Source organism: Dyella subtropica, assembly GCF_026283965.1.
GTDB classification, from domain to species: domain Bacteria; phylum Pseudomonadota; class Gammaproteobacteria; order Xanthomonadales; family Rhodanobacteraceae; genus Dyella_D; species Dyella_D subtropica.
Map to the genome: position 1 here is coordinate 1 of NZ_JAPDPD010000018.1, position 23,277 is coordinate 23,277.

Here is a 23,277-nt window from a genome sequence, read left to right on the forward strand (position 1 = left end):
GAAGCCCAGGCAACTGTTCGGGTTGTGAGGAAAAGTCCCCGCCGACCCAGGCTCACCTACGATCTCGTGATCCGAGGGGCAACGGTCTGGCGGGGGTAAAGCAAACTTACAAGGGGTGGGTGCTCGCAATGGCCTCTCAATCTCGTCACCCCGGCGTAGGCCGGGGTCCAGTGGCGTTGCCGTTTGATGTTCGCGTTATCGCGACCGGGCTCGCCTGCGGCGGGCTTCCGTCCTCCTGCCGGAGGCCGGGTCACTTCTCTTTGTTTGGTCAAAGAGAAGTAACCAAGAGAAAGACCACCCCTCTTCCGCGCTCTACGGGCTTCGCCCTCCGAGTCCGTGAGGTCTGGCCGGGCTTTTCGACACGACGTTTGGTGTCCTGTCGGGAGGCATGGGCATCCGTGCCCATGCCCCTGCGGGCCTGATCGTCCAGCCCTCACCGCTGCACAGGGGCCCCCAAGATCAAAAGCAAACCCTCGCTCATCGGAGGGCCATCAAGTCCCGTCGCGTCGAAAGAGCAGTTCCATGCCGACGTGAGATGACCTTCGCGGGACGACGAACACCGTGACGTTTCCCACACACCTCCGAGAGATTTTCACACGGCCGCGCGACTGCTCCCGATAGTGGTCGTTCACGCGCCTTATCAATCGCTTCCCTCACTTGAACCTGGCCATAGCAACACGCACACCGTGTGGAAATTCACACGGCACCCTGTGTCTGCATGGCTGGTGCATACATGGATGTTCAATGGATTCAATGCTTTGCCTGGTTGGCACGGCTCTTGAATCATCTGATCCGCAACGCGTGCACACCGATCGATCGAATCCAAGTTGCCGCCATTTCAGCGAGGCCTGTCCATGACTGTCGAAAGCATCCAGAAGAAGCTGCTGCGTGTGAGGCCGCCGCGCGTACGCATTACTTACGATGTCGAAACCGGCGATGCGATCGAGAAGGTGGAGCTGGCTTTTATCGTGGGCATTTTTGCCGATCTGTCGGGCGAGGTGCCTGCCAACACCTTGCCGTCGATGAAAGACCGGCGCATGCGCGATATCGATAGCGAGTCGTTCGACAAGGTACTCGCGGAGTGCACGCCGACGATCAAGCTCGATGGCATTGCCGATCTGATCGCCGGTGGCGGGAAGAAGCTCAATGGCCCAATGCAATTCGGCAGCTTGGCCGATTTCGAGCCGCTTTCGATCATTGGAAAGGTCGATGGCCTGAAGCAGCGCTACGACGCCCGTGCCGATCTGCGTGCCTTGCAGTCGATGGGCGAGTGCAATGATTCGCTGGCCTCGGTGCTGGATGGTTCGCTGATCGATGCCGATGCGATCGGTGCCTTGAAAGGTGCCTTCGGCACGCAGGTGCCGGCTGATTGGGTCAATGCCACGCTGGTTCCCAGCACGGTGTCGCCGCTGCCCAGCACTGGCAAGGATGTGCCCGTCGCGCTGGTGACCTTGCTGGCCGCGCAAATGGCGGGCAATGCGGCGATGGCTGATGCGGCCAAGGACGCGGCCGATGCGGCGAAGCAGGCGGCTGATAAAGCCAAGACGGATAACGATACGGCGGTAACCGCTCTGACCACCGCGAAGCAGGCGGCGAAGGATGCCGCCACCGCGTTAGGCACGGCCGGCGACAATGTGAAAGCGGCCCAGGGCGACAAAGCCATCGCCGATGCCAATGCCGCCCTGGTTGCCGCGCAGAAGACGAAGAACGATGCCGATGCGGCTCTGTTGCTGGCGCAGTCGCAGGCGGATGCGGCCAATAAGTTGATGGTCAATACCGCGCAGACGGCCAGCGATCGCATGCAGTCGTATCTGACGGTCGATCCCTTGTCCAAGGCGCGCCGTCTGGTTGGACGCTTCACCAACGAGATCATCGTGCCGATGGGCGCGAAGGAACTGAACAGTGTCGCGCTGGGTGTCAGCGGCATGATCGACGAGCGCGCCGGCGGCATCGATATGCAGATCGGCCTGCAACTGGACGCGATCATGCATGCGCCGAAATTCCAGGAACTGGAAGCGACCTGGCGGGGCTTGTATTACCTGGTATCGCGTACCGAAACCGGCCGGCTGATGAAATTGCGCGTGTATAACGCGTCGATGGACGATTTGCGCAAGGAATTGGAAAAGGCGGCGGATTTCGATCAGAGCTGCATTTTCAAAATGATCTACGAGGCCGAATTCGGCACCTACGGCGGCTCACCCTACAGCCTGCTGGTGGGCGGCTACGAATTCGACCATTCGCCCAATCATATGTCGCTGCTCGGCAAGATGACCCAGGTGGCCGCGTCCGCGCACGCGCCGTTTATCGCGGCCGCGTCTCCGGGCCTGTTTGGTCTGGACGGTTTCGACAAACTGGCCAAGCCGCGCGATCTGGGGCAGCTGTTCGAGTCGCCGGAATTGGCGCAATGGACGGAGTTCCGGGGCAGCGAGGATTCGCGCTATGTGGCGCTGACTCTGCCGCATGCCTTGATGCGTTTGCCGTATGGCAAGGATTCGCGTCCCGCCGAAGGCGTGAAGTATGAGGAGACCGTCACCGGCGACAACGGGCCCGAGCACAAGAACTTCCTGTGGGGCAATGCCTCCTACGTGCTGGCGGAACGCGTCACCCATGCTTTCGCGCTGTATCACTGGACCGCGGCGATCCGTGGCGTGGAAGGCGGTGGCCTGGTCGATGGCCTGCCGGTGTACACCTATCGCGACGATGCGGACATGGTGAACATGATCTGTCCCACCGAGGTGTCGATTACCGACCGGCGCGAAAAAGAATTGAATGATCTCGGCTTTATCGCGCTATGCAATTGCAAGGGTACCGGGCAGGCGGCGTTCTTCGGCGGGCAGACCGCCAATCAGCCGCGCCAGTACATCACCGACGAAGCAAACGCCAATGCCAAGCTGTCGGGGATGCTGCCGTACATTCTCGCCGCATCGCGTTTCGCGCATTACATCAAGGTGATCATGCGCAAGAAAATCGGCGCCTTTCTGACGCGCGGGAATATCGAGGGATATCTCAATACCTGGATCGCCCAGTACGTATTGCTGGATGACAACGCCTCGCAAGAGGTCAAGGCCAGCTATCCGTTGCGTGCCGCGCTGATCAGCGTTACCGACGTACCCGGTTCGCCCGGTGCGTACAAGGCGACGGTATTCATCAAACCTCACTTCCAGCTCGAAGAACTCACCACCTCGATTCGCCTTGTGGCGGATCTGCCGGCGGCCTGAGCAGGCATCGGCCACGGCTAACAGATCACAGGAGCGAATATGGACCTGATACTTTTGCAACCCGGCGACCCTGCCATTTTCGGTTCGCCCAATAACTGGCAAATGGGTGGCAGCCTGATCGACGGCGAATGGCGCGACCAGGTGCTGAAACTGGGGCAGTGCATGGAATTGATGTCCGTGCATCAGGGCATGCAACAGCAGATCACCACCGATGTCAGCAACTCGGCGCGTACCTCGGGCCGACCGATCATTACCGAGTTCACCTGCGTCAAGTACGTGGACAAGACGTCGGTAAAACTCTATGACTATTGCTTGCGCGCCGAGCCGCTGGGCAAGGGCAAGGACAAGCCCACCAAGATCTATATCGCGCGCAACTCTGGCAAGAACACCGCCAATATCCTCACCATGGAACTGCGCGACGCGATCATCAGCGAGATCCAGTTCCAGACCAACGCCGACGACATGCCCACCGAGCAATTCAAGCTCAACTTCACCGAAGTGCTGTGGACCTACACCGTGCAGAACGCCGAAACCGACGCCGCCGGCAACATGCTCGCGGGATGGAGCGTGGCGAGGAACCGGCCGATCGGACAGTTCACTTCATAAGCCTGTTTTTCGGCCGTTCCTTTGACGATGAATGCGTTGACAGGGAGCGGGACCGTACCGGAGACCGCATGCCATTTCTGCTCGAACGCCTCCAGCACGCACACGCCAGCTTGGCCGATCACGTTGCCGCGCAGATCCAGCGGCTGGTGGAATGCCGTCCGTATATCGCGCCAGGCGGTGTGCATGTGTGCGATTTCGGCATGCCCGCGATCGTCGATCTCGGCACTGGCCTGCACGACCAGGAGCGTTACGGTGCGGCCCTGACCAAGGCGATCGCGCAGTACGAACCGCGCTTGCGCGACCTGCGGCTGGAATGGCTGCCCAGCGGACGCACCCTGGTGGTGACTGGACGCCTGCAGCAGGAGGCGGAAAACCACTCCTTCCGTTTTGAATTGCCGATGCAGGGGGCGGCCGCATGAATAACGCCGCCGCGCCGCGCCTGAAGATGTGGTTCGAGCAGGAGATGGCGGCGCTGCGCGCGGACGCGGTGGAGTTCGGGCAGGCGTTTCCCGCGATCGCCAAGAGCCTGGAGCTGAGCGGCGGGCGCAGCAATGATCCACAGGTGGAGATGCTGCTGCAATCCTTCGGCTGGATGGCCGGGCGTTTGCGCTACCAGCTGGAAGTTGATCAGGCGGTGTTGCCCAATGCGCTGTTGGGCCTGCTGTATCCGCACCTGGAAGCGCCGCTGCCGTCGATGCTGCTGGCCGAGATCGAAGTGCGGCCGGAAGGCGCCAATTTCATGCATGGCGTGACCCTGGGGCGCGGACGTTACGTGTACGCCACAGCGGTCAATGACCTCGGACAACAGCTGCGCTGCCGCTTCCGCACCGGCTGCGATACGCCCCTATGGCCCTTGAAGCTGACCGATCTGGCCATGGTCAGCGCCAATACCTATCCCTTACGTCGCGGCGACACCCGCACTTTATCCATCGCGCGGGCCAGCATCGAATGCCAGGGCAAGGACCCGGCGCATGCGATGAAGATGCCGCAGCTGCGCTTTTGCATTCACGCCGAGCACAAGCACGCCTACCCGTTTTACGACGCCTTGTCGACGCATCTGGTACGGATCGCCTTGCGCGTGCCGGAAACCGGCGAGCTGCGCTATATCGATGCCGATCAGCTGCGCTGGTGCGGCTTTGACGATGACGAAGCACTGCTAGGCACGCATCCGCTGACCCATCCCGGCTACCGGCTGGTGCAGGAATACTTTGCCTTTCCGCAGAAATTCCTGTTTTTCGAAATAGGTGGGCTGGATTGGTCGGGCGTGGGCAAGCAGTTCGAGCTGCTGTTTCTGCTCGATACGCCCGCGCCGAAACAGAATCCTCTGGATCGCGACCTGCTGCGTCTCAATTGCGTACCGCTGATCAACTTGTATCCGCAGCGCATCGAGCCTTTCGTGCTGGATCAGCAGCATTACGAATACCGTTTGATCGGCGATCAGCAGAACCATCGCTATTGCGAAATTCACAGCCTGGACGAACTGGTCTCGATCCGCTCCGATAGCAGTCCGCGTCCGATCGCGCCGTATTTTTCGCTCGACGAGATGCAGTACATGGAAAAGCTGGATTACTTCTATGCGCTGCGCCGCGAGGTGAACCAGACCGGTGCGGTGCAGGGCACCGAGACCTATGTGTCGTTTCTGGACCCCAATTTCGATCCGATGCTGCCGGCCGAGGAAATGATCGGCGGCAGCGCCTTGTGCACCAACCGCCGCCTGCCTTCGCAGCTGCAGCTGGGCAGTCCTCTGTATCTGGAAGGCGCGGGACCGGTATCGACGCTGACCGTGGCCAGCAAGCCCACGCCGAACCAGCCGCCGCAGATGGTGGGCGATCGTCCCTGGGCCCTGGTGTCGCAGTTGTGCTTGAACCATCTATCGCTGATCGATGGCGAACGCGGCCCGCCGGTGCTGAAGAACATGTTGCGCCTGCATGTGGGGCCGGCCAGCGCCACCGGCTACCGCCAGATCGACGGCCTGCGCGCGCTCAGCAGCCGGCGCGTGCAGCGGCGTATGCCGCGCCGCGAGGTGTGGCGCGGTTTCGCCGATTGCATCGAGGTGCACGCGCAGGTGGATCTTGGGCATTTCGAGGGCGGTAGCGCGGTGCTGTTCGGCAGCGTGCTGCACCGTTTCCTGTCCTTGTACGCGGAGGTCAACACCGTCGTCGAGCTGATTCTTGAATCGTCCGATCTGCATGGGGAATTGAAATCATGGCCACCGCTGACTGGCGCACGGGCGAATCTTTAAGCCTGCGGCTCGCGCGGCGTCCGGCGAGCTTCGATTTTTTCCAATGGGTGCGGCTGAACTCCTGGCCGGCTGGCGTGGCGATGACGCCTTATGCGGTGGAGCACGGTGTGCGCCAGGTCAGCCCGCGGCTGCGTTTTCGCGGCGAGCTGTCGCCGGCTTTTCCCGGTAGCGAAATTTCGGCGGGGCGTATGCGCCTTCCCGTGCGTGCCGCTGGCATGCCGGCGCAGGTGGAGGCGCTCAAGCGCATCGATTTGTATGTCACCAATTTCACTCTGGCCGGCGTGCTTGGCCCCTTGCCCGACAGTTACACCGAATGGGTGCGGCAGCAGCTGGGCTTGCGCGATACCGCGATGGCCGAGTTTCTGGACATCTTCAATCACCGCCTCAGCACGCTGCGCTACGAATTGAAAGCGGCCAGCGTGCCGGCCTTCGATGCCTTGCGCCCCGAATACACGCGCTGCGCGGAAGCAGCCGGCGCGCTGATGGGCCTGACCGCGTTCGAAGGGGAAGGCGCGCGCATGCTGGCGCAGCGGGTGCCGATGCCACGGCGCGCCTTGCTGGCTTTGTGCGGCCTGGCCGCCGATGGACGCCGCGGCCTGGCGCAAGCCTTGATCGTGCTGCGCATTTATCTCGGCATGCCGCTGACGATCGAGCCGCTGCATGGCGCCTGGCGCAAGATCGATCCGCGCGACCGCAGCTTGCTGGGGCGGCGCCGTTTGCGCGATACCGCGCCGCTGGGGAAGCGGGTGTGGGTGAATCATGCGGCGGTGGCGCTGGCCTTGGGTCCGGTGTCGTATGAGCGCCTGTGCGGTCTGTTGCCGGATCGCACGCGCGGCGCGAAGACGGGGCTTCGATTCGGCCGTGCGTATCGGAACTTCGCAGCGATGCTGCATTACCTGTTCGACCGACAAGTCGATGTGGTGGTGACGATCAGTGTGGACGAAGCGGCTATTCCGCCGCCCACCTTGTGGCGTCCGCGTCTGCTGGCGGGCTTCGGCAGCCACGGTTTGCGGCTGGGACAGACAGCGTGGCTGCGCGGTCGTCCGAAGGCAGTGCGGCAAGTGCGCTTCACGATCGCGGCGGACGCGGTGGTGGAGGCGGCATGAATGCCATGGTTTCCAACACGATCGGCCGCACCGCGATCGCGCCGATCGGCCGCGCGGGCCAGTCCGATTCACCCTTGCTCTATCTGCACTGCGGTATCTGCATACAGGGCAATACCTGGCTCAGCGATGAAACCTTCCGGCTGCTCTCTTTCGAAGGCGAGGAGAATGTTTCCCAGCCTTTCGAATATCAGTTGCAGCTGCGCGGCAATACGGCGCCGCAAGATGGCCGGCCGCTGAGTTTCGAAGCGGTGATCGGCCGGCCCGTCACGGTCGGTATCAACGATCCCACGAAAGTCAGCCAGCCCGATGCCGCCGCGCGCTTCATGCAGGCGCTGCGCACTGGCTCCGCGCCGGATATCACGCTGTACAACGGCATCGTCAGTTCGTTCGCGATGGACGAACCCGGCGTGTACCGGCTTGGCATGAAGCCGGCGCTGTGGAAGCTGACGCTTACCAACCGTTACTACGTGCATGCGCAGATGAGTGTGCGCGACGTGATCGCCGCCGTGATGCGCGAGCATTACATCCATTACTCGCTGGAAGCGGTTTCCGGCAATGACAATCTGGCCGTAACGCGGGTGCAGGACTGGCTGCAGGCGGGCGAAAGCGACTATGAGTTCCTGCAGCGCCTGATGTCGAAGGCGCATATCTATTACTACGTCACCCACACCGGCAATCGCCATACGGTGGTATTCGCCAATCGGCCGGCCTATCCGCAAGCATTCGGCCATCGCCCGCTGCGCTATACCCACACCACGCTGGAAGAGCTGGGGCGGCACCAGAACGATGTAGTGTTCCAGTACAGCTATCAGCAGTCGATGACCAGCAGCGGTATCAATACCTCGTTCGTGTATCAGGAAAGCGCCTGGAATATGGATCCAGTGCCCAGCTTCCAGACCTATGCCGCGACGACTCCCGCCGATACCGGCGAATTGCCGTTCAATCTGTATCGCACCTACCAGTACGGCATCGACAGCGCGGAAACGCGGGACTATATGAAGCGCACCGCGTCCAGCCTTGCCAGCTCGGCGCGGCAGCTCTCGGGCAGCAGTACCTGCACGGGCTTCCGTGTAGGCCATCAATTCACGCTGAGCGGCGACATGGCGGCTGGCGTGCAGCCTTCGCCAGTGCGTCCCACGCTGGAAGGCAAGCCTTTCGTGCTGAGCAAGGTCACGCACAAGGCCAGCGCTGATGGCGGCTATACCAATGAATTCGAAGCCACCGACGCCAGCGGCATGCTTACCGCGTTCTCGGTTTCCGATACGCAGCAGGGCGTGATTCTGGCGCGCGTGGTGGATACCCAAGGACAGCGTCCGGCCGACTGGCGTTATTACGAGCCGAGCAATTTCGATCCCGAATCCAGCGTCTATAGCGACAGCACCGCCAATCCGCGCGAGCTGCATGCCCAAGGCGTGTACGTACAGTTTTCCACGCCCGGCGGCGGCAGCAAGCCGGTATGGGTGAAGCTGGGCGCGGGCATGCAGACCGTGCCGGAAATCGGCGTGACGGTGCTGGTGGCGCGCGCGCAGGACGAGTCGGAACTGCCGGAAATCCAGCAGATCGTGCAGGCGAACGGCACGATGACGGTCACCCCGTCGGGCTGGACCGCGACGACCCACGTCGGCAGCAGTTATTCCACCAACTATGCCGATACCAAGAACATCCGCTTTGGCCGCAATACGCCTTACGACCTGGATACCGCGATCGCCACGATCAGCGACGCCTACGATACCGGCCAGTTCATCGAATGCGGCTACACCCTGGGTGGCAGCTACAGCTATACCTCGGCGGTCGAGGGCTATGGCGGCATGCTCAGCACCACCGAAACCATCGGACGCACTTACAGCACGCACCAGGGGGAAATCTCCTGGAACAAGAGCACGCTGACGCAAAGCACCAGCTACTCCAGCATCGTCGACAGTTTCAGCGAAGAGACGGTCAGCGGCACGGCGACGTCCATCTCCACTCGCAATATCGTCAACAGCACCGCCACCGACAACGTGGTGACCAGCGTAACGACGCAAGGCATCGTCACCAATACCACCACGCAAGGCACGGTAAGCAATACCACCACGGTGGACACCGAGACCAATGTGGTGAAGCAGGGCACGGTCACCAACACCACCACGCAAGGTACGGTGAACAACACCACCACGGTAGGTACCGAGACCAATGTGGTAGAGCAGGGCACGGTCACCTCCACCACTACCCAGGGCACCGTCACCAACGTCACCACGCAAGGCACGGTGGCCAACACCACCACGGTAGGTACTGAAACCAATGTGGTTCATCAGGGCACGGTGACCACCACGACCACGGCGGACACGGTTACCAACACCACCACGCAGGGCACGGTGAACAACACCACCACCGTGACCACCGAAACGAACACCACCCATCAGGGCACGGTCACCAGCACCACCACCCAGGGCACGGTGAACAACACCAGCACGGTGGACAGCGAAACCAATGACATCACGCAAGGCACGGTGAGTACGACCACCCATGCGACTAGCGTCACCAACAACACCACGCAAGGTAAGGTCGACAACACGACCGATATCGGCTCGGAAACCAGCACCACCACATACGACAGCAATAAGCAGACCACCACCACCGGCACCAGCAATGTGGTGTCGATCACCGGTGCGATGGCTCAAACCAATATCGTCGGGGCCAGCGTCGATACCAATATCACCGGCGCGATGCAGCGCACGAATATCACCGGTGTCGGCAGCACAGTGTCGGTGACCGGCGCCAGCTCGGAAATAAGCATTACCGGCGCCGATGTGAGGATCAATGTGATCGGCGCGGGCCTTAGCGTGACCCGTCGCTCCGTCGGCGGCGATATCGATCTGTCGCCAGAGCGCGGAAAGATGTCGATCGAGCAATTGGTGGTGAAGATTCCCATGCTTCGCATCTTCCTATGAGGAACGCATGAAGATCATCAAACCCATGACACTTGGGCTGATGCATCGCCCCTATCGCTGGCAGGGGCGCCATCGCCTGCTGGTGATAACGGTGGCGTTCTTCCAGCTGGGCGGACGTGCCGAAACGCTGCTGCGCGACAACCTGCAATGGCGCAAGGTGATGGCGGCCTTGCCATCAGGCCGCGCACTGGATGAGTTGATGCCCAAGGCGCGCGGCGAAGTATTGCTGGCGGGTAGTGCCTATGCCGAGGATGGCCTGGCGACGACGCAACAGGATGTGCGCCTGAAGCTTGGCAGCATCGACAAGCGCTTGCGCGTGATCGGCGATCGGCGCTGGTTCGACGGCTTTCTGCCGTGGTTTCGCCAGCTCAGAGCCGCGCCGTTCACCAGTATGCCCCTGGTATGGAGCCGTGCCTTTGGCGGCCCGCGTCATCCGGGCAATCCGGAAGGTTGCGGCTATGCGCGCAATCCCTTCGCTGGCCTGTTTTCGCGCAAGCCCATGATGATGCCGAATGTGGAGGACCCCGATCATCCCGTGCGCAGCCGTCTGCGCCGTTATGCGCCCGCGGGTTTCGCTGCGCTGGATGTGAGCTGGCAGCCGCGGCGGGGCTGGGTGGGCAGCTATGGATGGCGCTGGCGGAAGGATGGCTGTGCCGGTATGGCGCATGACACGAATCCGGAATTCTTCAATGCCGCGCCTTGCGATCAGCGCATTGCCGGTCCTTTCCAGGGTGGTGAGGCATACCGCCTGGAGGGCATGCATCCGGACATGCCGGTGATCGAAGGGCGTCTGCCGGATTTTCGTCCGCGCGCCTTCGTGCATCGGCAGAACGCGGCGGCCGACGCGGTGGACGAAGTGCCGCTGGCTTTCGATACGGTGTGGTTTCTGCCCGATGCCGAATTGGGCATTGCCATTCATCGCGGCGAAGTGGACGTGCAAGACAGTCTTGCGCTGGATGTGGATGCGGTGATGGTCGGCTATGAGCATCTCGCTGACCCGCCGCGCACGCTCTCGCATTACGGCGAAGTGCTGGCCTTGCGCATGAACCGCGATACCGCGATCCGCCATGTGTTCAATGAAGCGCAGTTGACGCCGGAGCCCAATGCCGCCCTGCGTGCGGCGCGGGCGCAGGAAGACCTGCAGGAGCGCGCGCAGCGCGAAGCCGAACAGCTCGCCTTCAAGGCGGCGCTGGCGGAGGAATTCAAGTCCAGCACCGGCATGGAGATGCCCCCGGCGCCCGCATCGGATATGCCGGAACTGGCGACGCCATCGATCGCGGCGATGCGGCGTGGGGATTTTGATCTTGGCGCCATGCTCGACAGCGCCGACGCCATGATTGCGCAGGTCAAGGCCGTCGCGGAAAAGCATGAGGCAGAGGCCAAGGCCAAGCTTGCCGACCTGTCAGCGCCAGTAACGGCTGCCAGCGCCACCGTGGACGAAGTACTCGCTCGCGCCAGCGGCCGGGATCAACGCATGGCCAGCCTGGCTGAATTCAGCGCGGAGCATGCGGTGCCGGCGGCAACCATCGAATCCCTGCACGACTTGCAGCGCCGTGCGCGCCTGGCCGCGCCGCAAGCTACCGCGCCGGTGACGCCGCCGTCGCCTGAAGCGGCGGCGGCGATCGGCCAATGGGTGCTGCTGCGCGTGCGCGAAGGCGCCTCCTTGCATGGCTGCGATCTGGCTGGCGCCAATCTGCGCGGGGCGGAATTGTCCGGCGCGGATTTGCGTGGCGCGCTGCTGGAGTCATCCGACTTGAGCGGCGCCAGACTCGATGGCGCGGATCTCAGCGAGGTGGCGCTGACCGGTGCCACGCTGGATGACGTCAACGGCGACGCCGCTCGGCTCGATGGCGCGAATCTGTCCCGGACGCGCGCGCATCGCGCAGTATTCCGTGGCGCGAGTTTTCGTGACGTACAGGCGTCCGATGCCGATTGGAGCCACGCCGATCTCAGCGGCGCGCGCTTCGAGCAATGGACCGCGCCGAATATCCGGTTGACCGGTGCCAACCTGGCGCACACCGTCTTGAGCGATAGCGTGATCCTGCACGCCAAGGCCAATGGCAGCCGCTGGTCGCATACGGTGTGGCAGAAAACGATCGCGCTGGGTTCCTCTTTCAGCGGAAGCGAATGGCAGGAGGCGGCGTTGACCCGCAGCGTGCTGATGGAGAGTTGCCTGGTCGACAGTGTATGGAACAGCGCGATCTTGAGCCGCGTGCAGGCTGGCGGTGGCGCTGATTGGAGTCGCGCCGACCTCAGTCATATGCGCGCCGAGCACAGCAGCTGGCGTGATGCGACGCTGAGCGAGGCGAATCTCAGCGATGGTGAATTCCGTTCCTGCGATTTCAGCGGCACGCGTCTGACCGATGCGGCGCTGGAACGCACGCTGTTCTATCGCTCCTTGTTCATGGGGGGCGTCCTGAGCGGCTGCCACGCGGAGTCAGCGGATTTCTTCCAGGCCAGTTGCCGCCGCGCCGATTTTCGTGGCGCGGATTTGCGGCACGCCAATTTTATGCAGGCCGAATGTGGCGAGGCGCATTTCGAACGGGCGCGGCTGGATGGCATCCGCATCGAGCTGGGCAGGAAGTTGCGGTCATGAGCAGCTGGGCCGATATCGAACGATTGCAGCGCATGGGCCGCCCGGTTCAGGACACGGATCTGGGTGCGCTCGACGGCAGCGGCCGCGCGATCGAGCACCTGGTGTTCACCAAGGTGGTATGGCGCGGGGCCGCGCTGCGGGGCAGCCAGTTACGTGAACTGACCTTCGTCGATTGCGACCTCAGTGGGGCGGATCTTGAGGGCGCGGTGATCGACAGCTGTACCTTCACACGCTGCGATCTCGGCGGGGCGCGCTGGCATGGCGCGCGCGTCGAACAATCGGCCTTGGCCGAATGCAAGCTTGCTTACAGCGATTGGCGCGATGCCGAGGTATCGATGAGCGTGGTCCATAGCTGCGACCTGCGCGATGCCATCCTCGCGCGCGGCCAATGGCAACGCTGCATGATCGGAAGCTGCCAGCTGGATGGCGCGAATCTGGAGCAGGTGAAGCTGTTGCAATCGGCGCTGCCGAATGTCGACTTTCGCCTGCTGCGCTTGAGCGGTCTGGTGGCGGAAGCCTGTGTGCTGCACCAGGCCTGTTTTGATGGCATGGATTTGCGGGGGCTATCGCTGCGCCGCTGTCAGCTGGATTCGGCAAGCTTTGCCGATGCCGATCTGTGCGGGGCGGATCTGCGCGAAACCAACTGCCGCCAGGCCCGCTTCCTGCGCACAGCGCTGCGTGGCGCCGATCTGTCGGGTGCCTTGCTGATGGAAGCCGTGCTGGAACACGTGGATGCGCGCGCCCTGCGTTGCGAAAACCTGATCGCGCATGGCGCGAACTTGAAAGACGTCAATCTCGCCGCGGCGCAGGCCAAGCAAAGCGTGTGGGACCACGCACGCCTGCACAAGGTGAATTTTTCGCATGCCGTGCTGCGCTATGCGCGTTTCGATCATGCGCGCGGCCGCCGTATTCGTTTCGCCTATGCCGATCTGAGTTACAGCAGTTGCCATAACACGCGTTTCAGCTGGACGAATTGGTTTATGTCACGGCGCAAGCGTTTGCGCGCCACGTCGCCTGCGCGCCTGGCTGCCGAGCGTCGGGCCTTGTCACTCGCATGAATTCGAACACGTGAATTTGAGCACGTGAATTTGAACAGGAGATCGCCATGTTTGCCGCCTCACGCCGCAGTATGACGCGCCACCGCAACAGCCCGCAGCTCTCCGAAGCTGTGATTCACGAAGCGCTTGGCGATGAGCTGTGGCGCCTGGACGATGGCCGCTCAGCACGGCAGGCCACGTCATGCCTGATCACGCCGCAGCCAGGCGATCGCGTGCTGCTGGTGTGCATGGCCGACGAAAGCCATTACGTGCTGCATGTGCTGGCGCGCAAAGACGGGTGCGGTGCCACGCTCAGCGTGCCGGGCGCGGACAGTTTGTCGATACGCCAGCGCCATGTGGATGTCGCGGCGACCCAGACGATTGCCTTGCGCGCCGCCTGTGACGTGGAGATTACGGCCGTGCAGGGACGGCTTTCGCTGAGCGCGCGCGACATATTCACCAGCGCCGCCGAATCGCTGGTGCATATCGCGCGCAGCTTCGTGGGGCAGGTCGACCGTTATTTGCTGGACGCACGGCAACTGCTGCGGCTGCATGGCGAGCACACGATCGTCACGGCGCGGCAGGACGCGAAGATCGATGCGGAGCGCGTGAGTTTGGGTTGAAATCATTGAATCAGAAGGAACAAGCCGTGTTCGCCAATACCACTCTAGGCGTGTTCAATTTCGCCTTCCCGGATGTCTGCAAGGTGCCGATCCTTGGCGTGCCTGTGCCTTTGCCATTTCCAAATATCGCTTTGTCCACCATGGATATTCCTTCGCAGTTCCAGGTCATCATCGGCGGCGGCCTGGCGGAAAACCTGGCCACCGTCGGCGCGATGAGCCTGGGCGATACGCCAGGCTTGGAAGGCGGCATCATCTCGCAGCTGTTCATGGGGCCGTTCCGCGGCCTGCTGGGCAGTTTCAATGTCTTCATGGGCGGCATCCCGGCCACGCGGCTGACCAGTTTGTTCGGACAGAATGGTTTGCTGCCCAATGCATTGGGGGCTTCGCTGACTCCCTCGCAAATCGTCGTGTTGCTGCTCGGATGATGTCCATGCCGCGCGCCCGTATCCTGCTGACAGTCACGATCGCGATGGCGTTCGTGACAGCGTGCGGCACCCTAAAAAAACTCATACCCGGCCATACGCCCACCACCAGTCTGTCGAGTGTGCGCGTGGCCGCACCGCCTGGCGCCAATCTGGATTCGGCGACCGCGCTGGATCTGGTGTTCGTCTACGACACGAACAGCATCGCCATGCTGCCAAAGACCGGGCCGGAATGGTTTGCGCAGAAGCAGGCCTTGCAGAATGGCCTGGGCCAGTCGATCGAGGTGGTGTCCTTGCAAGTGCCGCCCGCCACCGTGGTCGATCCGGCGCGCATGCCCAAGCGCGCGGGCGATGCCGTGGCGGTGTATGGCTTTTCCGATTACCTGTCCGCCGATGGCCAGGCACGCTGCGATATCACCCAATACCGTCATGCGGTGATCTGGCTGGCCGCCACGCAAATCCAAATCAGCGAAGGCAGGTGATGCCATGAATCTGTTGCCCGATATCCCGCCCTTGCTGCCCGAAGCGATCTCGTGGTCGGAAGGCATGCTGCTGTCGCCGCAGCATTTCCAGCAAAACGATATCTATTGGGGACGCCTGTTGCATCACCAGCTCTCGGTGCTGCAACCCTGGTGCTGGGGCGTGCTGGAGATGGCGCTGGACAACACCGAGCTGGTGAAAGGCAAGGTGGTGATCGAGCGTCTGCGCTGCGTGATGCCCGATGGTCTGCTGGTGGAATACCCCGGCTATTTCGCGCCGCAGCCGCTGACGCTCGATCTGTCCAAGCACGACTGGAACGCTGCGCCGAAAGTGTTGGTGCAAATACGTGTGCCGGTACGCGGTAAGGGCGCAGCGAGCAAGATCGGCGATTTGCAGCGTTACACCGCCGAGCAGGGACAGCTGGAAGCGGATGAAAATACCGGTGGCGATGATATCGAGGTGGATCGTCTGCGCCCCTGTATTGGCCTGGTTGCCGGCGATGCGATCGCCAAATGCTATGGCGCGATGCCGCTGCTGGAACTGCAGGGCGATACGCGCGGCGTGCACCTGACCGATTACCACCCGCCGATGTTGCGCATGGCCGCCTGTGCGTTCCAGGGCGACAGCGGCTTGCGGTCCTCGCTGAAACAACTCTCCGAAGCGATTTGGAGCAAATACCGCGATCTGCTGGGCCTGCGTCTCGCAGATCGCGGCGAGGCGCGCTTTGCCGGTGATTCCAATCCACAAGTGCTGGCGGCGCACCAACTGGTGACGGGCATGCCGTTCTTCGATGTGCTGCTGCACGCCGATGTCACGCACCCCTATGACCTGTACAAGGCACTGGCGCAACTGGTGGGTTTCACCGCCGCCATCGCCAGCGCCGAGCCGCCCCCGGCGATGCCTGCCTATCTGCACGAGCAATGCATGCCGGCGTTCCGGCAGGGCCTGGATTACGTGAACGCGCAGCTGGCGCGCCTGCATGCCGGCTATAGCGTGATCGATTTCGAACAGGTCGGCGCCGCCGGCTTCCGCTGCCAGCTGCCGTCCGGCATCGCCACCGACAAACTGCTGATCGAACTGCGCCCGCGCCAAGGACAGAACGGCGGCAACTTGAATCAATGGTTGAACAACGCGCGCACCGCGACCGAAGAACTGATCTACCTGCTGGTGCGACGCCGCTATCCCGGCGCCACCGTGCGCGCCGCAGGCGCCACGACCGTCGCCGCGCTCAATCTGCGTCCTGGCGCCTACGTGTACGAGGTCATCAATGGCAGCATCGAGGTGGATACCCAGACCATGCGTCCGCTGATCGTAGACGGACATACCCTGGTGATCATGGGCGAGCCCGACGACAACGTACCGGGCGGCATCACGCTGTATCTGCCGCGTACACGGCGCGAGCAGGGAGCTTGATCCATGGCTGGGATCGACTCGCCACGCTTCCTGCTGGCCAGCTTCGCTTCGTTCTATGAAGAAGTGGCGCGGGTGAAGCTGGCGATCAAGAACAAGGAGCTGGTCCGTCTGCTGCAGCCCGAACAGCCCTACGAGGCGATCGAGCCACAGGAGCTGGCGGAGCGTGTTTCGCACCGGTTGCGCGCGATCATCGATCAGCAATCGCACGATATTGCCGCGCAGGCCAACGATGCGGAAATGGAGATCTATCGGCGCGCGCGCTATGCCATGGTGGCGCTGGCCGACGAGATCTTCATTCTCAACCAGCCTTGGCCTGCCGCGGAATACTGGCCTGAATACTTGCTCGAATACGCGGTGGCCGGCACGCGTATCGCCGGCCGCAAGTTCTTCGACTACGTGCAGGCGCAGCTGGACTGCCGTGAACGCACGACGCTGGATGCCGATCTGGCTGCGGTCCTGCTGCTGGCCTTGCAGCTCGGCTTCCAGGGCATGTATCGAGGCAAGGAAGGGCAGGCGGCTCTGCGCAGCTACCGCGCCAAGCTCTATCCGCTGGCCAGCGGGCGCAAGCTGGGGGGCGATGAGCCGCGCATGTTCGCGCAAGCCTATGAACACACCGTGGTCTACGATCGCGACAACACGCGCGTGGCGCTGACGCCATGGTTGCGCATGGCGGCGTATGGCACGGTGGCTTACCTGTTGTTGTCGTCGCTGGTTTGGCTGGTACTGACCTGGTCGCTGCTCAAGCTGATACGGAGCGCGATATGAGACGGCAACGGGAGGGTCGGGCCGAGTGCAGTGAAGTCCGGCATCGTCGGGGTTCGCCTGCGCTTGCCCCGACCCGCCCATCGGCGATGCCCGCGTCATGATCACCCTGGCGCTGACGCTGCTCTTGCTTGCCGTCGTTGCCTTGGTGCCGGCATGGCGCCAGCGGAGCGTCAAACTGCTGGTTTCCGCGGCAAAGAAAATCCCGCGACTCACCACGGCACAATGGCTCCCGCTTTGGACACGTCTGCGCGGCAAGATCGACGACACCTGGCGCCTGGTGGATCGTGCATGCCGTTATCTGCTGGCTCGTCGCGACTGGCGCTACCAAAGCTCCTGGCTGTTGTTGATGGGTTTTCCCGGCGATGGCAAAAGCAGTCTTGCCGCATCGATTCCCGAGCCCTTGAGGCGGGAAAGTCTGCGCAGCAACGCCAAGCAGGAAGCATGGCTGCGCCACGCCCTGCCGGATGCGCAGTGCGGCTTCCTGAGGCGCGGCATTTTGCTCGACCCGCAAGGCGGGATCGGCGAACCCGGCGTGGCCAGCGATGCGCGTTGGCCGAACTTGCTCGCCGATATCGACAGCCTGCGTCCCGACCGCGCGCTGGATGGCATCGTCTGGGTGGTTTCCGCCGCGCGCCTGCTGGCCGCCGACGAAGTCCAGTGGAAGGCGATGGGCAAGCACGCCTTCGTGCGCATCAATGAATTGCAGGAAGCCTACGCCTTCGCCTTGCCGGTCTACGTAGTGATCAGTCATTGCGATGCCGTGCAAGGTTTCGACGCGTTCTGGCTGGCGCAGCCGCAGGCGTGTCACGGCGAGATCGTCGGCTGGTCCAGTCCCAGCGTTGACGACAATGGCACACCCGCCGAATGGGTGGACAAGGCGTTCGACCGGCTTACCGACGGATTTCGCGCGCTGGTGCTGGAGGCGGCCACACGCCGCGATGCCATCGACGATGCGGATAATTTCTTCTTGTTTCCGCGCTATATGCGCGAACTGTTGCCTCCGTTGCGGACGTTCCTAGGTGAGCTGTTTCGGCTGGATGCCTATGAGACGCGCGCATTCTGCCGCGGTATCTATTTCACCGGGGTGATGGGTCTTTCCGCAGGTAGAGCGGCCGCTGCCACGCCGCGCGGGGATGTCGCCTTTGTCGAGGACTTGATCGCGCAAAAGGCATTCGCCGAACAGCGCCTTGCGCAACGCACGCAAAAAGGCCTGCTGCTGCGCAACCAGCTGATCCGGCACTTGCAGCTGGGCATGATCGGCGCCGCCATCCTGCTGGCGATTGCCTTGCCATGGACCGCGGCACGGGTGAATGCCCAGGCGGAAGCCTTGCACAACACCATGGTTGACGTGTCAGTGAGCAGCAAGCGCTTGAGTCAGCGTGGCTGCCTGGACCAGGAGCATGTCTATCAATTGCTGGAAGAAGTGGCGACGCTGGATACGCGCACGCGCTATCTGATGATTCCGCTGTCGTGGGTGGATCCCCGCGTCAAGCATGGCATACGCGACGTGGTCGCCAAGCAAGCCCTGGAACAAGTGATCTTGCCTTCGATGGCTTGCAGCCTGGAAAAGCGCATCGATGCCTTGTCGTCGGTATCGCTGCAAGCCGGCACTGCCGAAGACGCGCCGGCCACGGCCAACCAGAAGCTGCTGAACCAGGTCAGGCAGGTGTTGGCCGATCTGAATGAGTTGGAGAATCAGCTGGACCGCTTCGCCTACGTATCGCGGACGGGCTCGGAACTCGATCATCAGCGCATGCTGCAGGATTTCAGCGCGCTAGCTGACTATATTTATGGCAAACCCTTGCCGTCACATCTACTCAATAGCGACAACATCCTTGCCGATGCATTGGTCACGGCCAGCTATCCTGATCCACCGCACATGACCCAGGCGCGACGCGCGCAAATTTCGCGGGAAATGAACACCCTGGCTCAGCAGGCGCAGCGTCTGCTGCTGCAGCGGGTACAGGCCGGCACTTCCTTGCTGAGCGTGCTGCAGGAAAACAAGCCGCCATTGCTTCCGCCGATGCGGCGCTTCAATGCGTGGATGGATTGGGTTCGCGAAGCCTGGCTGACCTCGACGCCGGCCTTCAATCCATGCTCGCGCATCGTGGCCGATTTGCAGCCGAATCTCGATCTTCTGATCGACAAGCATCATTACGATCCCGGCTTGCGCGCCAGTCTGGACCGTTTCGATACACAGAACTGCTATCTGCCGGCGGTGGATATTCTGCGCGGCGCCACCCTGGCGCCGTATGGCGCCCTGTTCGTGGTGAATCCGGATACGCACCGGCTGGAAGGCATCAACCCCGGTCTGTTCGCGGAAGCCAGGGGGCTCACGGCCCTGGTTGATCTGGACTATATGCAATTGCCGTCGCCGCAGCCGTACCGCTGCAACGGCGCCGCCAGCGGCTGGCGTAGCGACACCTTTGGGGAGTTGTCCACGCAGATGCGGCAATACCTGGTGTTCGCGGCTGAGCGCAATATCAGTCCGGTTGGCACGCAACAGGATAGTCAACCGTTGTTCGATCGGCTGGCGCGCGGCCAATTGAAGCTGGCGCTGGCCGACAGCCTGGCGCGCAATCAGCGCACGCACCTGGATGTCGGCGTCGATACGGGGCTGGATGCGACCTCGCCGCTGGAGCAGATGCTAGCCACCGAAAGCGCCAACTTTGCGCAGGCGATAGGGCCGTATCTGGAATCGCTGCGGCGCATGCGCCAGCTGGGCATGAACGATCTGGCCGGCGAAATGGATCAGTGCGCGCGCAACTATGCCGCCGACATGTTGCTGGATATTTCGGGGCTGGCCACATCGAGTCATCTATACGATCCACCTGCGCTGACCGCGCATGACGACGGGGCGGTGGTGTTCGATCTGGGTAGCACGCCGGTTTTGCAGTCGTATCTCAATCGGCAGCTGGCGCGCGCGCAGGTGCTGGCGGGCTATGCGGCGCCTTTTGCCACGTTGCTGAAGAATTCCGGCGGTCTCAATGACAGCCATCGTGTCAACACTCAGGCCGATACGTATTGGGCCAATACCATCGCTGAGCTCAATCGCCAGGTGCAGTTCGCTGATCCAGCGGGGCAGGTGGCGCAACTCAACGACTTCTTCCTGAAGCAGCTGGGGGCGTTGAGCTACGGCAATTGCCCCAGTGCCTTGAACACCTATGCGCCCGCGCAACCAGGCAATGATCTGTTCTCCGAACGCCGCGTGGCGATGCTTCGCACGGCGCAGGTGGCATGCATCGGCAATAGCGAAAGCGATGCGTCCCTGCATTTTGTGCGCATCTCTGCCTTGTTCAACAGCCAGTTGGCCGGACGCTATCCGTTCGGTGCGCCGGACGCGCCGGAAGTGTCGCCGGCGGTAGTGAAAGCCTTCTTCGTCTACTACGCCAACGAAAAGCCCACGCTGGAAACCTGGCTTGTCACTGCCAGGAGCAGGGAGGCGGCGCGCATCAAGGGCTTCATCGATCAGCTGGACGCAGTACAGACATTCTTTGCCGGCAACCTGCTGGCCACGCCGCAAAGTGTGCCGATATCGCTCGACGTGGGCTTCCGCGCCTTGGCAGCCGATTCGCCGTACAGCAATCAGATGATCCATTGGAGCCTGCGAGCGGGCGGCAACAGTGCGAACTGGCCGGGCTCCGCGACCTCGTTGATATGGAATGTCGGCGATCCAATGGCGCTGGATCTGCAGTGGGCGGATCTGTCGCGCTACACGCCCTTGCCTGACGCCAAGCAGACCGATCTGAGTGTCAGTGGCTATCACGCCGTGTTCCAGGCCAGTGGCGCATGGGCGCTGCTGCGTCTGCGCGATCTGCATATATCGGGTGCTGGCGGCTCGAATGCGCTCGATCCGGCGCAGCAACTGCTGCAATTCCAATTGCCGGTGTCGCAACCAGCCGGCGCGGGTTCGCCGGTAAGTACGGGAAAAGCACAGTTCTATCTGAACTTGAAACTGTCAGCGCGCGACCCCGCCAGCAAGGCAATGGCACCGCTGGTCGTTCCCGATTTTCCTCAGGTGGCGCCAAGGGAGCAGTGACCGATGAAAAAGCCAGATCGCACAGCTTGCCGTCATGCGTCCCCTGCATGCGAGGTGGCGCCATGACCATTCCTGCTACCAGCATGCACCAAGACGCCGCGCCATCCACGCTGACCATGGGCTTCGATGACGGCGGCTACTTCGAACTTCATCTGGGTGCTTCACTGGCACGCTTGCTGGCGCCGGTCGATGCGGTCAACCCTGCCGGCCTGCCAGTGCGCGGCAACATGATGTACCGGATGGTGGAACAGGCGCGCAAGGACGACGACGCCAGCCTGCCGATGGGTTCATGGACGGTGGAATTGAAACGCGCCAATTGGCCCAAGGTGTCGCGGCTGATCGCCGATCTGCTGGCGGGCAGCGCGAAAGATCTGCAATTGGCATCGTGGCTGCTGGAGGCGGAGATCCAGCAGCGTGGCTATGCCGCGATCGCGCCCTGCATCGTACTGATGCACGGCCTTTGCGAAACCTGCTGGGATAGCCTGCATCCGCAAGGCGACCGCGGCGATTTCGATGCGCGCATCAATATTGTGCGCTGGGTCAACGAGAAGCTATTGCGCACGCTGTCGCTGGTTCCCCTGGTCGGCGACGAGGACGATCAATTCGCCAGCTGGTCTGATTGGGAGTTGGCGCATCACTACGAACGCCTGCGCGCGGTCAACGGCGAACTGCCCGCCGAGGCGGAAGACGCCGCCACGCTGGATGATCTGCACAAGCTATTGACAGCTATACCCTTGAGCGAATTGCGCACGCGCATGGCGGAGCTGGATGCCGCGCGTGTCGCGATCGAAGCCTTTGAACAATGCCTGCGCCGCCAGCTGGCGCAGGAGGCGCCCTCGCTAAGCAAACTCGATGCCTTGCTCGGCAGCGTGCAAGCGCCGATACGTGCCGAGCTGAGCCGGCGTGATGTCCGTCCGCAACCGTTGCCGGACGACGAGTCTGGCGACGAAGAGGAATCCAATGGCGAAAGCGATTTCAGCGAGCGCGATCGCGCCTATCGCGTATTGGCGAATATCGCCGATTTTCTTGCGCGCATCGAGCCGCATAGCCCCGTGCCGTATCTACTGCGCCGCGCGGTGGTATGGGGCGGCCTGGATGCGGCGGCGCTGCACAAAGAGCTGTACGCAAAGAACAACGGGCAGATCAGTGTGGCGGATCTGTTCCAGGAGTGAGCATTCCTCGCCACGGCCACCAGGGGTGTAGAGCATGTCATCGGACTGGAAGAGAAGAACGGTTAAAGACAAGGCGACCGGCAAAGCCGTCGCGCAGTTGACCCATTCCGTCAGCACGAAAGGGAAATATGAGGCGTTCAAGAAGTTGGCCCAGATCAAACGGAAGCAAGGGGCATTCGGCGCCAGACAGGAGTTCACGAAGAAGAAGATGGTCAAGGCATTTGTGTCAGGCCGTATCCGGCGCCGCAAGGCCGGTGCGAAGCGGGATCCCTTGAGCAAGATTGACGTGCTCAACCCGTCGTTCAAACCAGCGAAAATCCACAAGTCGCACCTGATGGCGGATATTTTCGGCGGCCCCAGCAGCCAGGAAAACCTGGTCAACGAAGCCCATTCTATCAATCTTGGCGCGCACAAGCCGGTGGAAAATCGCATCGACAAGTTCATCGACCTCAATCGCACCGATGACAATCCGCTGAAGCGCCGCGGCAGCATGGTGGTGATGGATGAATTCGACGACAACGGCGCCGTGCAGAAGCGCACTTACGGCGTGCATATCGATGCGGGCACCGGCGTCGAGAGCTTCCACAGTTTCACCGTCACGCGCAAATAGCGACTGCGATCAGGAGTG

General features: G+C 62.3%; 16 protein-coding genes. All 16 read left to right on the forward strand.

All coding sequences use genetic code 11. The features are described 5' to 3' along the window. Positions 1–854 precede the first annotated feature (854 nt). Entirely contained in the window at positions 855–3,218 is a 2,364-nt protein-coding gene (gene tssC / locus OUZ45_RS15485; RefSeq protein WP_266171042.1) for a type VI secretion system contractile sheath large subunit, read from the forward strand. Positions 3,219–3,257: 39 nt separating this feature from the next. Next, positions 3,258–3,824: an Hcp family type VI secretion system effector gene (locus tag OUZ45_RS15490; protein ID WP_266171043.1), complete on the forward strand. Its 567-nt coding sequence runs from the start codon at positions 3,258–3,260 to the stop codon at positions 3,822–3,824. 68 nt (positions 3,825–3,892) lie between these two features. Further along, entirely contained in the window at positions 3,893–4,243 is a 351-nt protein-coding gene (locus tag OUZ45_RS15495) for a GPW/gp25 family protein (protein ID WP_266171044.1), read from the forward strand. Next, the gene (gene tssF, locus OUZ45_RS15500; protein WP_266171045.1) at positions 4,240–6,066 is read left to right on the forward strand and encodes a type VI secretion system baseplate subunit TssF; all 1,827 of its coding nucleotides are present in this window, start codon (positions 4,240–4,242) and stop codon (positions 6,064–6,066) included. The genes OUZ45_RS15495 and tssF overlap by 4 nt, the downstream gene beginning before the upstream one ends. Then, complete coding sequence (gene tssG / locus OUZ45_RS15505) at positions 6,030–7,172, forward strand: type VI secretion system baseplate subunit TssG (RefSeq protein WP_266171046.1); 1,143 nt, start codon at positions 6,030–6,032, stop codon at positions 7,170–7,172. Before tssF ends, tssG begins: the two co-directional genes overlap by 37 nt. Further along, on the forward strand, positions 7,169–10,102 hold the full coding sequence (locus OUZ45_RS15510) for a contractile injection system protein, VgrG/Pvc8 family (protein WP_266171048.1): 2,934 nt from the start codon (positions 7,169–7,171) through the stop codon (positions 10,100–10,102). The genes tssG and OUZ45_RS15510 overlap by 4 nt, the downstream gene beginning before the upstream one ends. 7 nt (positions 10,103–10,109) lie before the next feature. Beyond that, the gene (locus OUZ45_RS15515) at positions 10,110–12,698 is read left to right on the forward strand and encodes a DUF2169 domain-containing protein (protein ID WP_266171049.1); all 2,589 of its coding nucleotides are present in this window, start codon (positions 10,110–10,112) and stop codon (positions 12,696–12,698) included. Beyond that, the gene (locus tag OUZ45_RS15520; RefSeq protein ID WP_266171050.1) at positions 12,695–13,756 is read left to right on the forward strand and encodes a pentapeptide repeat-containing protein; all 1,062 of its coding nucleotides are present in this window, start codon (positions 12,695–12,697) and stop codon (positions 13,754–13,756) included. Before OUZ45_RS15515 ends, OUZ45_RS15520 begins: the two co-directional genes overlap by 4 nt. 47 nt (positions 13,757–13,803) lie before the next feature. Further along, the gene (locus OUZ45_RS15525) at positions 13,804–14,358 is read left to right on the forward strand and encodes a DUF3540 domain-containing protein (protein ID WP_266171051.1); all 555 of its coding nucleotides are present in this window, start codon (positions 13,804–13,806) and stop codon (positions 14,356–14,358) included. Then, positions 14,355–14,783, forward strand: a complete 429-nt coding sequence (locus OUZ45_RS15530; protein WP_266171052.1) for a DUF4150 domain-containing protein — start codon at positions 14,355–14,357, stop codon at positions 14,781–14,783. Before OUZ45_RS15525 ends, OUZ45_RS15530 begins: the two co-directional genes overlap by 4 nt. A 5-nt stretch (positions 14,784–14,788) precedes the next feature. After that, on the forward strand, positions 14,789–15,262 hold the full coding sequence (locus OUZ45_RS15535; protein ID WP_266171053.1) for a hypothetical protein: 474 nt from the start codon (positions 14,789–14,791) through the stop codon (positions 15,260–15,262). Positions 15,263–15,266: 4 nt separating this feature from the next. Then, positions 15,267–16,673: a type VI secretion system baseplate subunit TssK gene (tssK, locus tag OUZ45_RS15540; RefSeq protein WP_266171054.1), complete on the forward strand. Its 1,407-nt coding sequence runs from the start codon at positions 15,267–15,269 to the stop codon at positions 16,671–16,673. Between the two features lie 3 nt (positions 16,674–16,676). Next, the gene (locus OUZ45_RS15545; protein WP_266171055.1) at positions 16,677–17,438 is read left to right on the forward strand and encodes a DotU family type IV/VI secretion system protein; all 762 of its coding nucleotides are present in this window, start codon (positions 16,677–16,679) and stop codon (positions 17,436–17,438) included. A 97-nt stretch (positions 17,439–17,535) separates the two neighbouring features. Further along, entirely contained in the window at positions 17,536–21,477 is a 3,942-nt protein-coding gene (locus tag OUZ45_RS15550; RefSeq protein WP_266171056.1) for a type VI secretion system protein, read from the forward strand. Between the two features lie 62 nt (positions 21,478–21,539). Then, positions 21,540–22,649, forward strand: a complete 1,110-nt coding sequence (tssA, locus tag OUZ45_RS15555) for a type VI secretion system protein TssA (RefSeq protein ID WP_266171057.1) — start codon at positions 21,540–21,542, stop codon at positions 22,647–22,649. A 34-nt stretch (positions 22,650–22,683) separates the two neighbouring features. Further along, a complete protein-coding gene (locus OUZ45_RS15560) occupies positions 22,684–23,259 on the forward strand; it encodes a DNA/RNA non-specific endonuclease (RefSeq protein ID WP_266171058.1) in 576 nt (191 codons plus the stop codon). Positions 23,260–23,277: the final 18 nt, after the last annotated feature.

Bases quoted from the DNA above. Each gene is read 5' to 3' on its own strand.
- OUZ45_RS15550 (WP_266171056.1), top strand. From the start codon at position 17,536: ATGATCACCCTGGCGCTGACGCTGCTCTTGCTTGCCGTCGTTGCCTTG.
- OUZ45_RS15510 (WP_266171048.1), top strand. From the start codon at position 7,169: ATGAATGCCATGGTTTCCAACACGATCGGCCGCACCGCGATCGCGCCG.
- tssK (WP_266171054.1), top strand. From the start codon at position 15,267: ATGAATCTGTTGCCCGATATCCCGCCCTTGCTGCCCGAAGCGATCTCG.
- OUZ45_RS15525 (WP_266171051.1), top strand. From the start codon at position 13,804: ATGTTTGCCGCCTCACGCCGCAGTATGACGCGCCACCGCAACAGCCCG.
- OUZ45_RS15520 (WP_266171050.1), top strand. From the start codon at position 12,695: ATGAGCAGCTGGGCCGATATCGAACGATTGCAGCGCATGGGCCGCCCG.
- OUZ45_RS15560 (WP_266171058.1), top strand. From the start codon at position 22,684: ATGTCATCGGACTGGAAGAGAAGAACGGTTAAAGACAAGGCGACCGGC.
- tssA (WP_266171057.1), top strand. From the start codon at position 21,540: ATGACCATTCCTGCTACCAGCATGCACCAAGACGCCGCGCCATCCACG.
- OUZ45_RS15515 (WP_266171049.1), top strand. From the start codon at position 10,110: ATGAAGATCATCAAACCCATGACACTTGGGCTGATGCATCGCCCCTAT.
- OUZ45_RS15545 (WP_266171055.1), top strand. From the start codon at position 16,677: ATGGCTGGGATCGACTCGCCACGCTTCCTGCTGGCCAGCTTCGCTTCG.
- OUZ45_RS15490 (WP_266171043.1), top strand. From the start codon at position 3,258: ATGGACCTGATACTTTTGCAACCCGGCGACCCTGCCATTTTCGGTTCG.
- OUZ45_RS15535 (WP_266171053.1), top strand. From the start codon at position 14,789: ATGCCGCGCGCCCGTATCCTGCTGACAGTCACGATCGCGATGGCGTTC.
- OUZ45_RS15495 (WP_266171044.1), top strand. From the start codon at position 3,893: ATGCCATTTCTGCTCGAACGCCTCCAGCACGCACACGCCAGCTTGGCC.
- tssC (WP_266171042.1), top strand. From the start codon at position 855: ATGACTGTCGAAAGCATCCAGAAGAAGCTGCTGCGTGTGAGGCCGCCG.
- tssF (WP_266171045.1), top strand. From the start codon at position 4,240: ATGAATAACGCCGCCGCGCCGCGCCTGAAGATGTGGTTCGAGCAGGAG.
- tssG (WP_266171046.1), top strand. From the start codon at position 6,030: ATGGCCACCGCTGACTGGCGCACGGGCGAATCTTTAAGCCTGCGGCTC.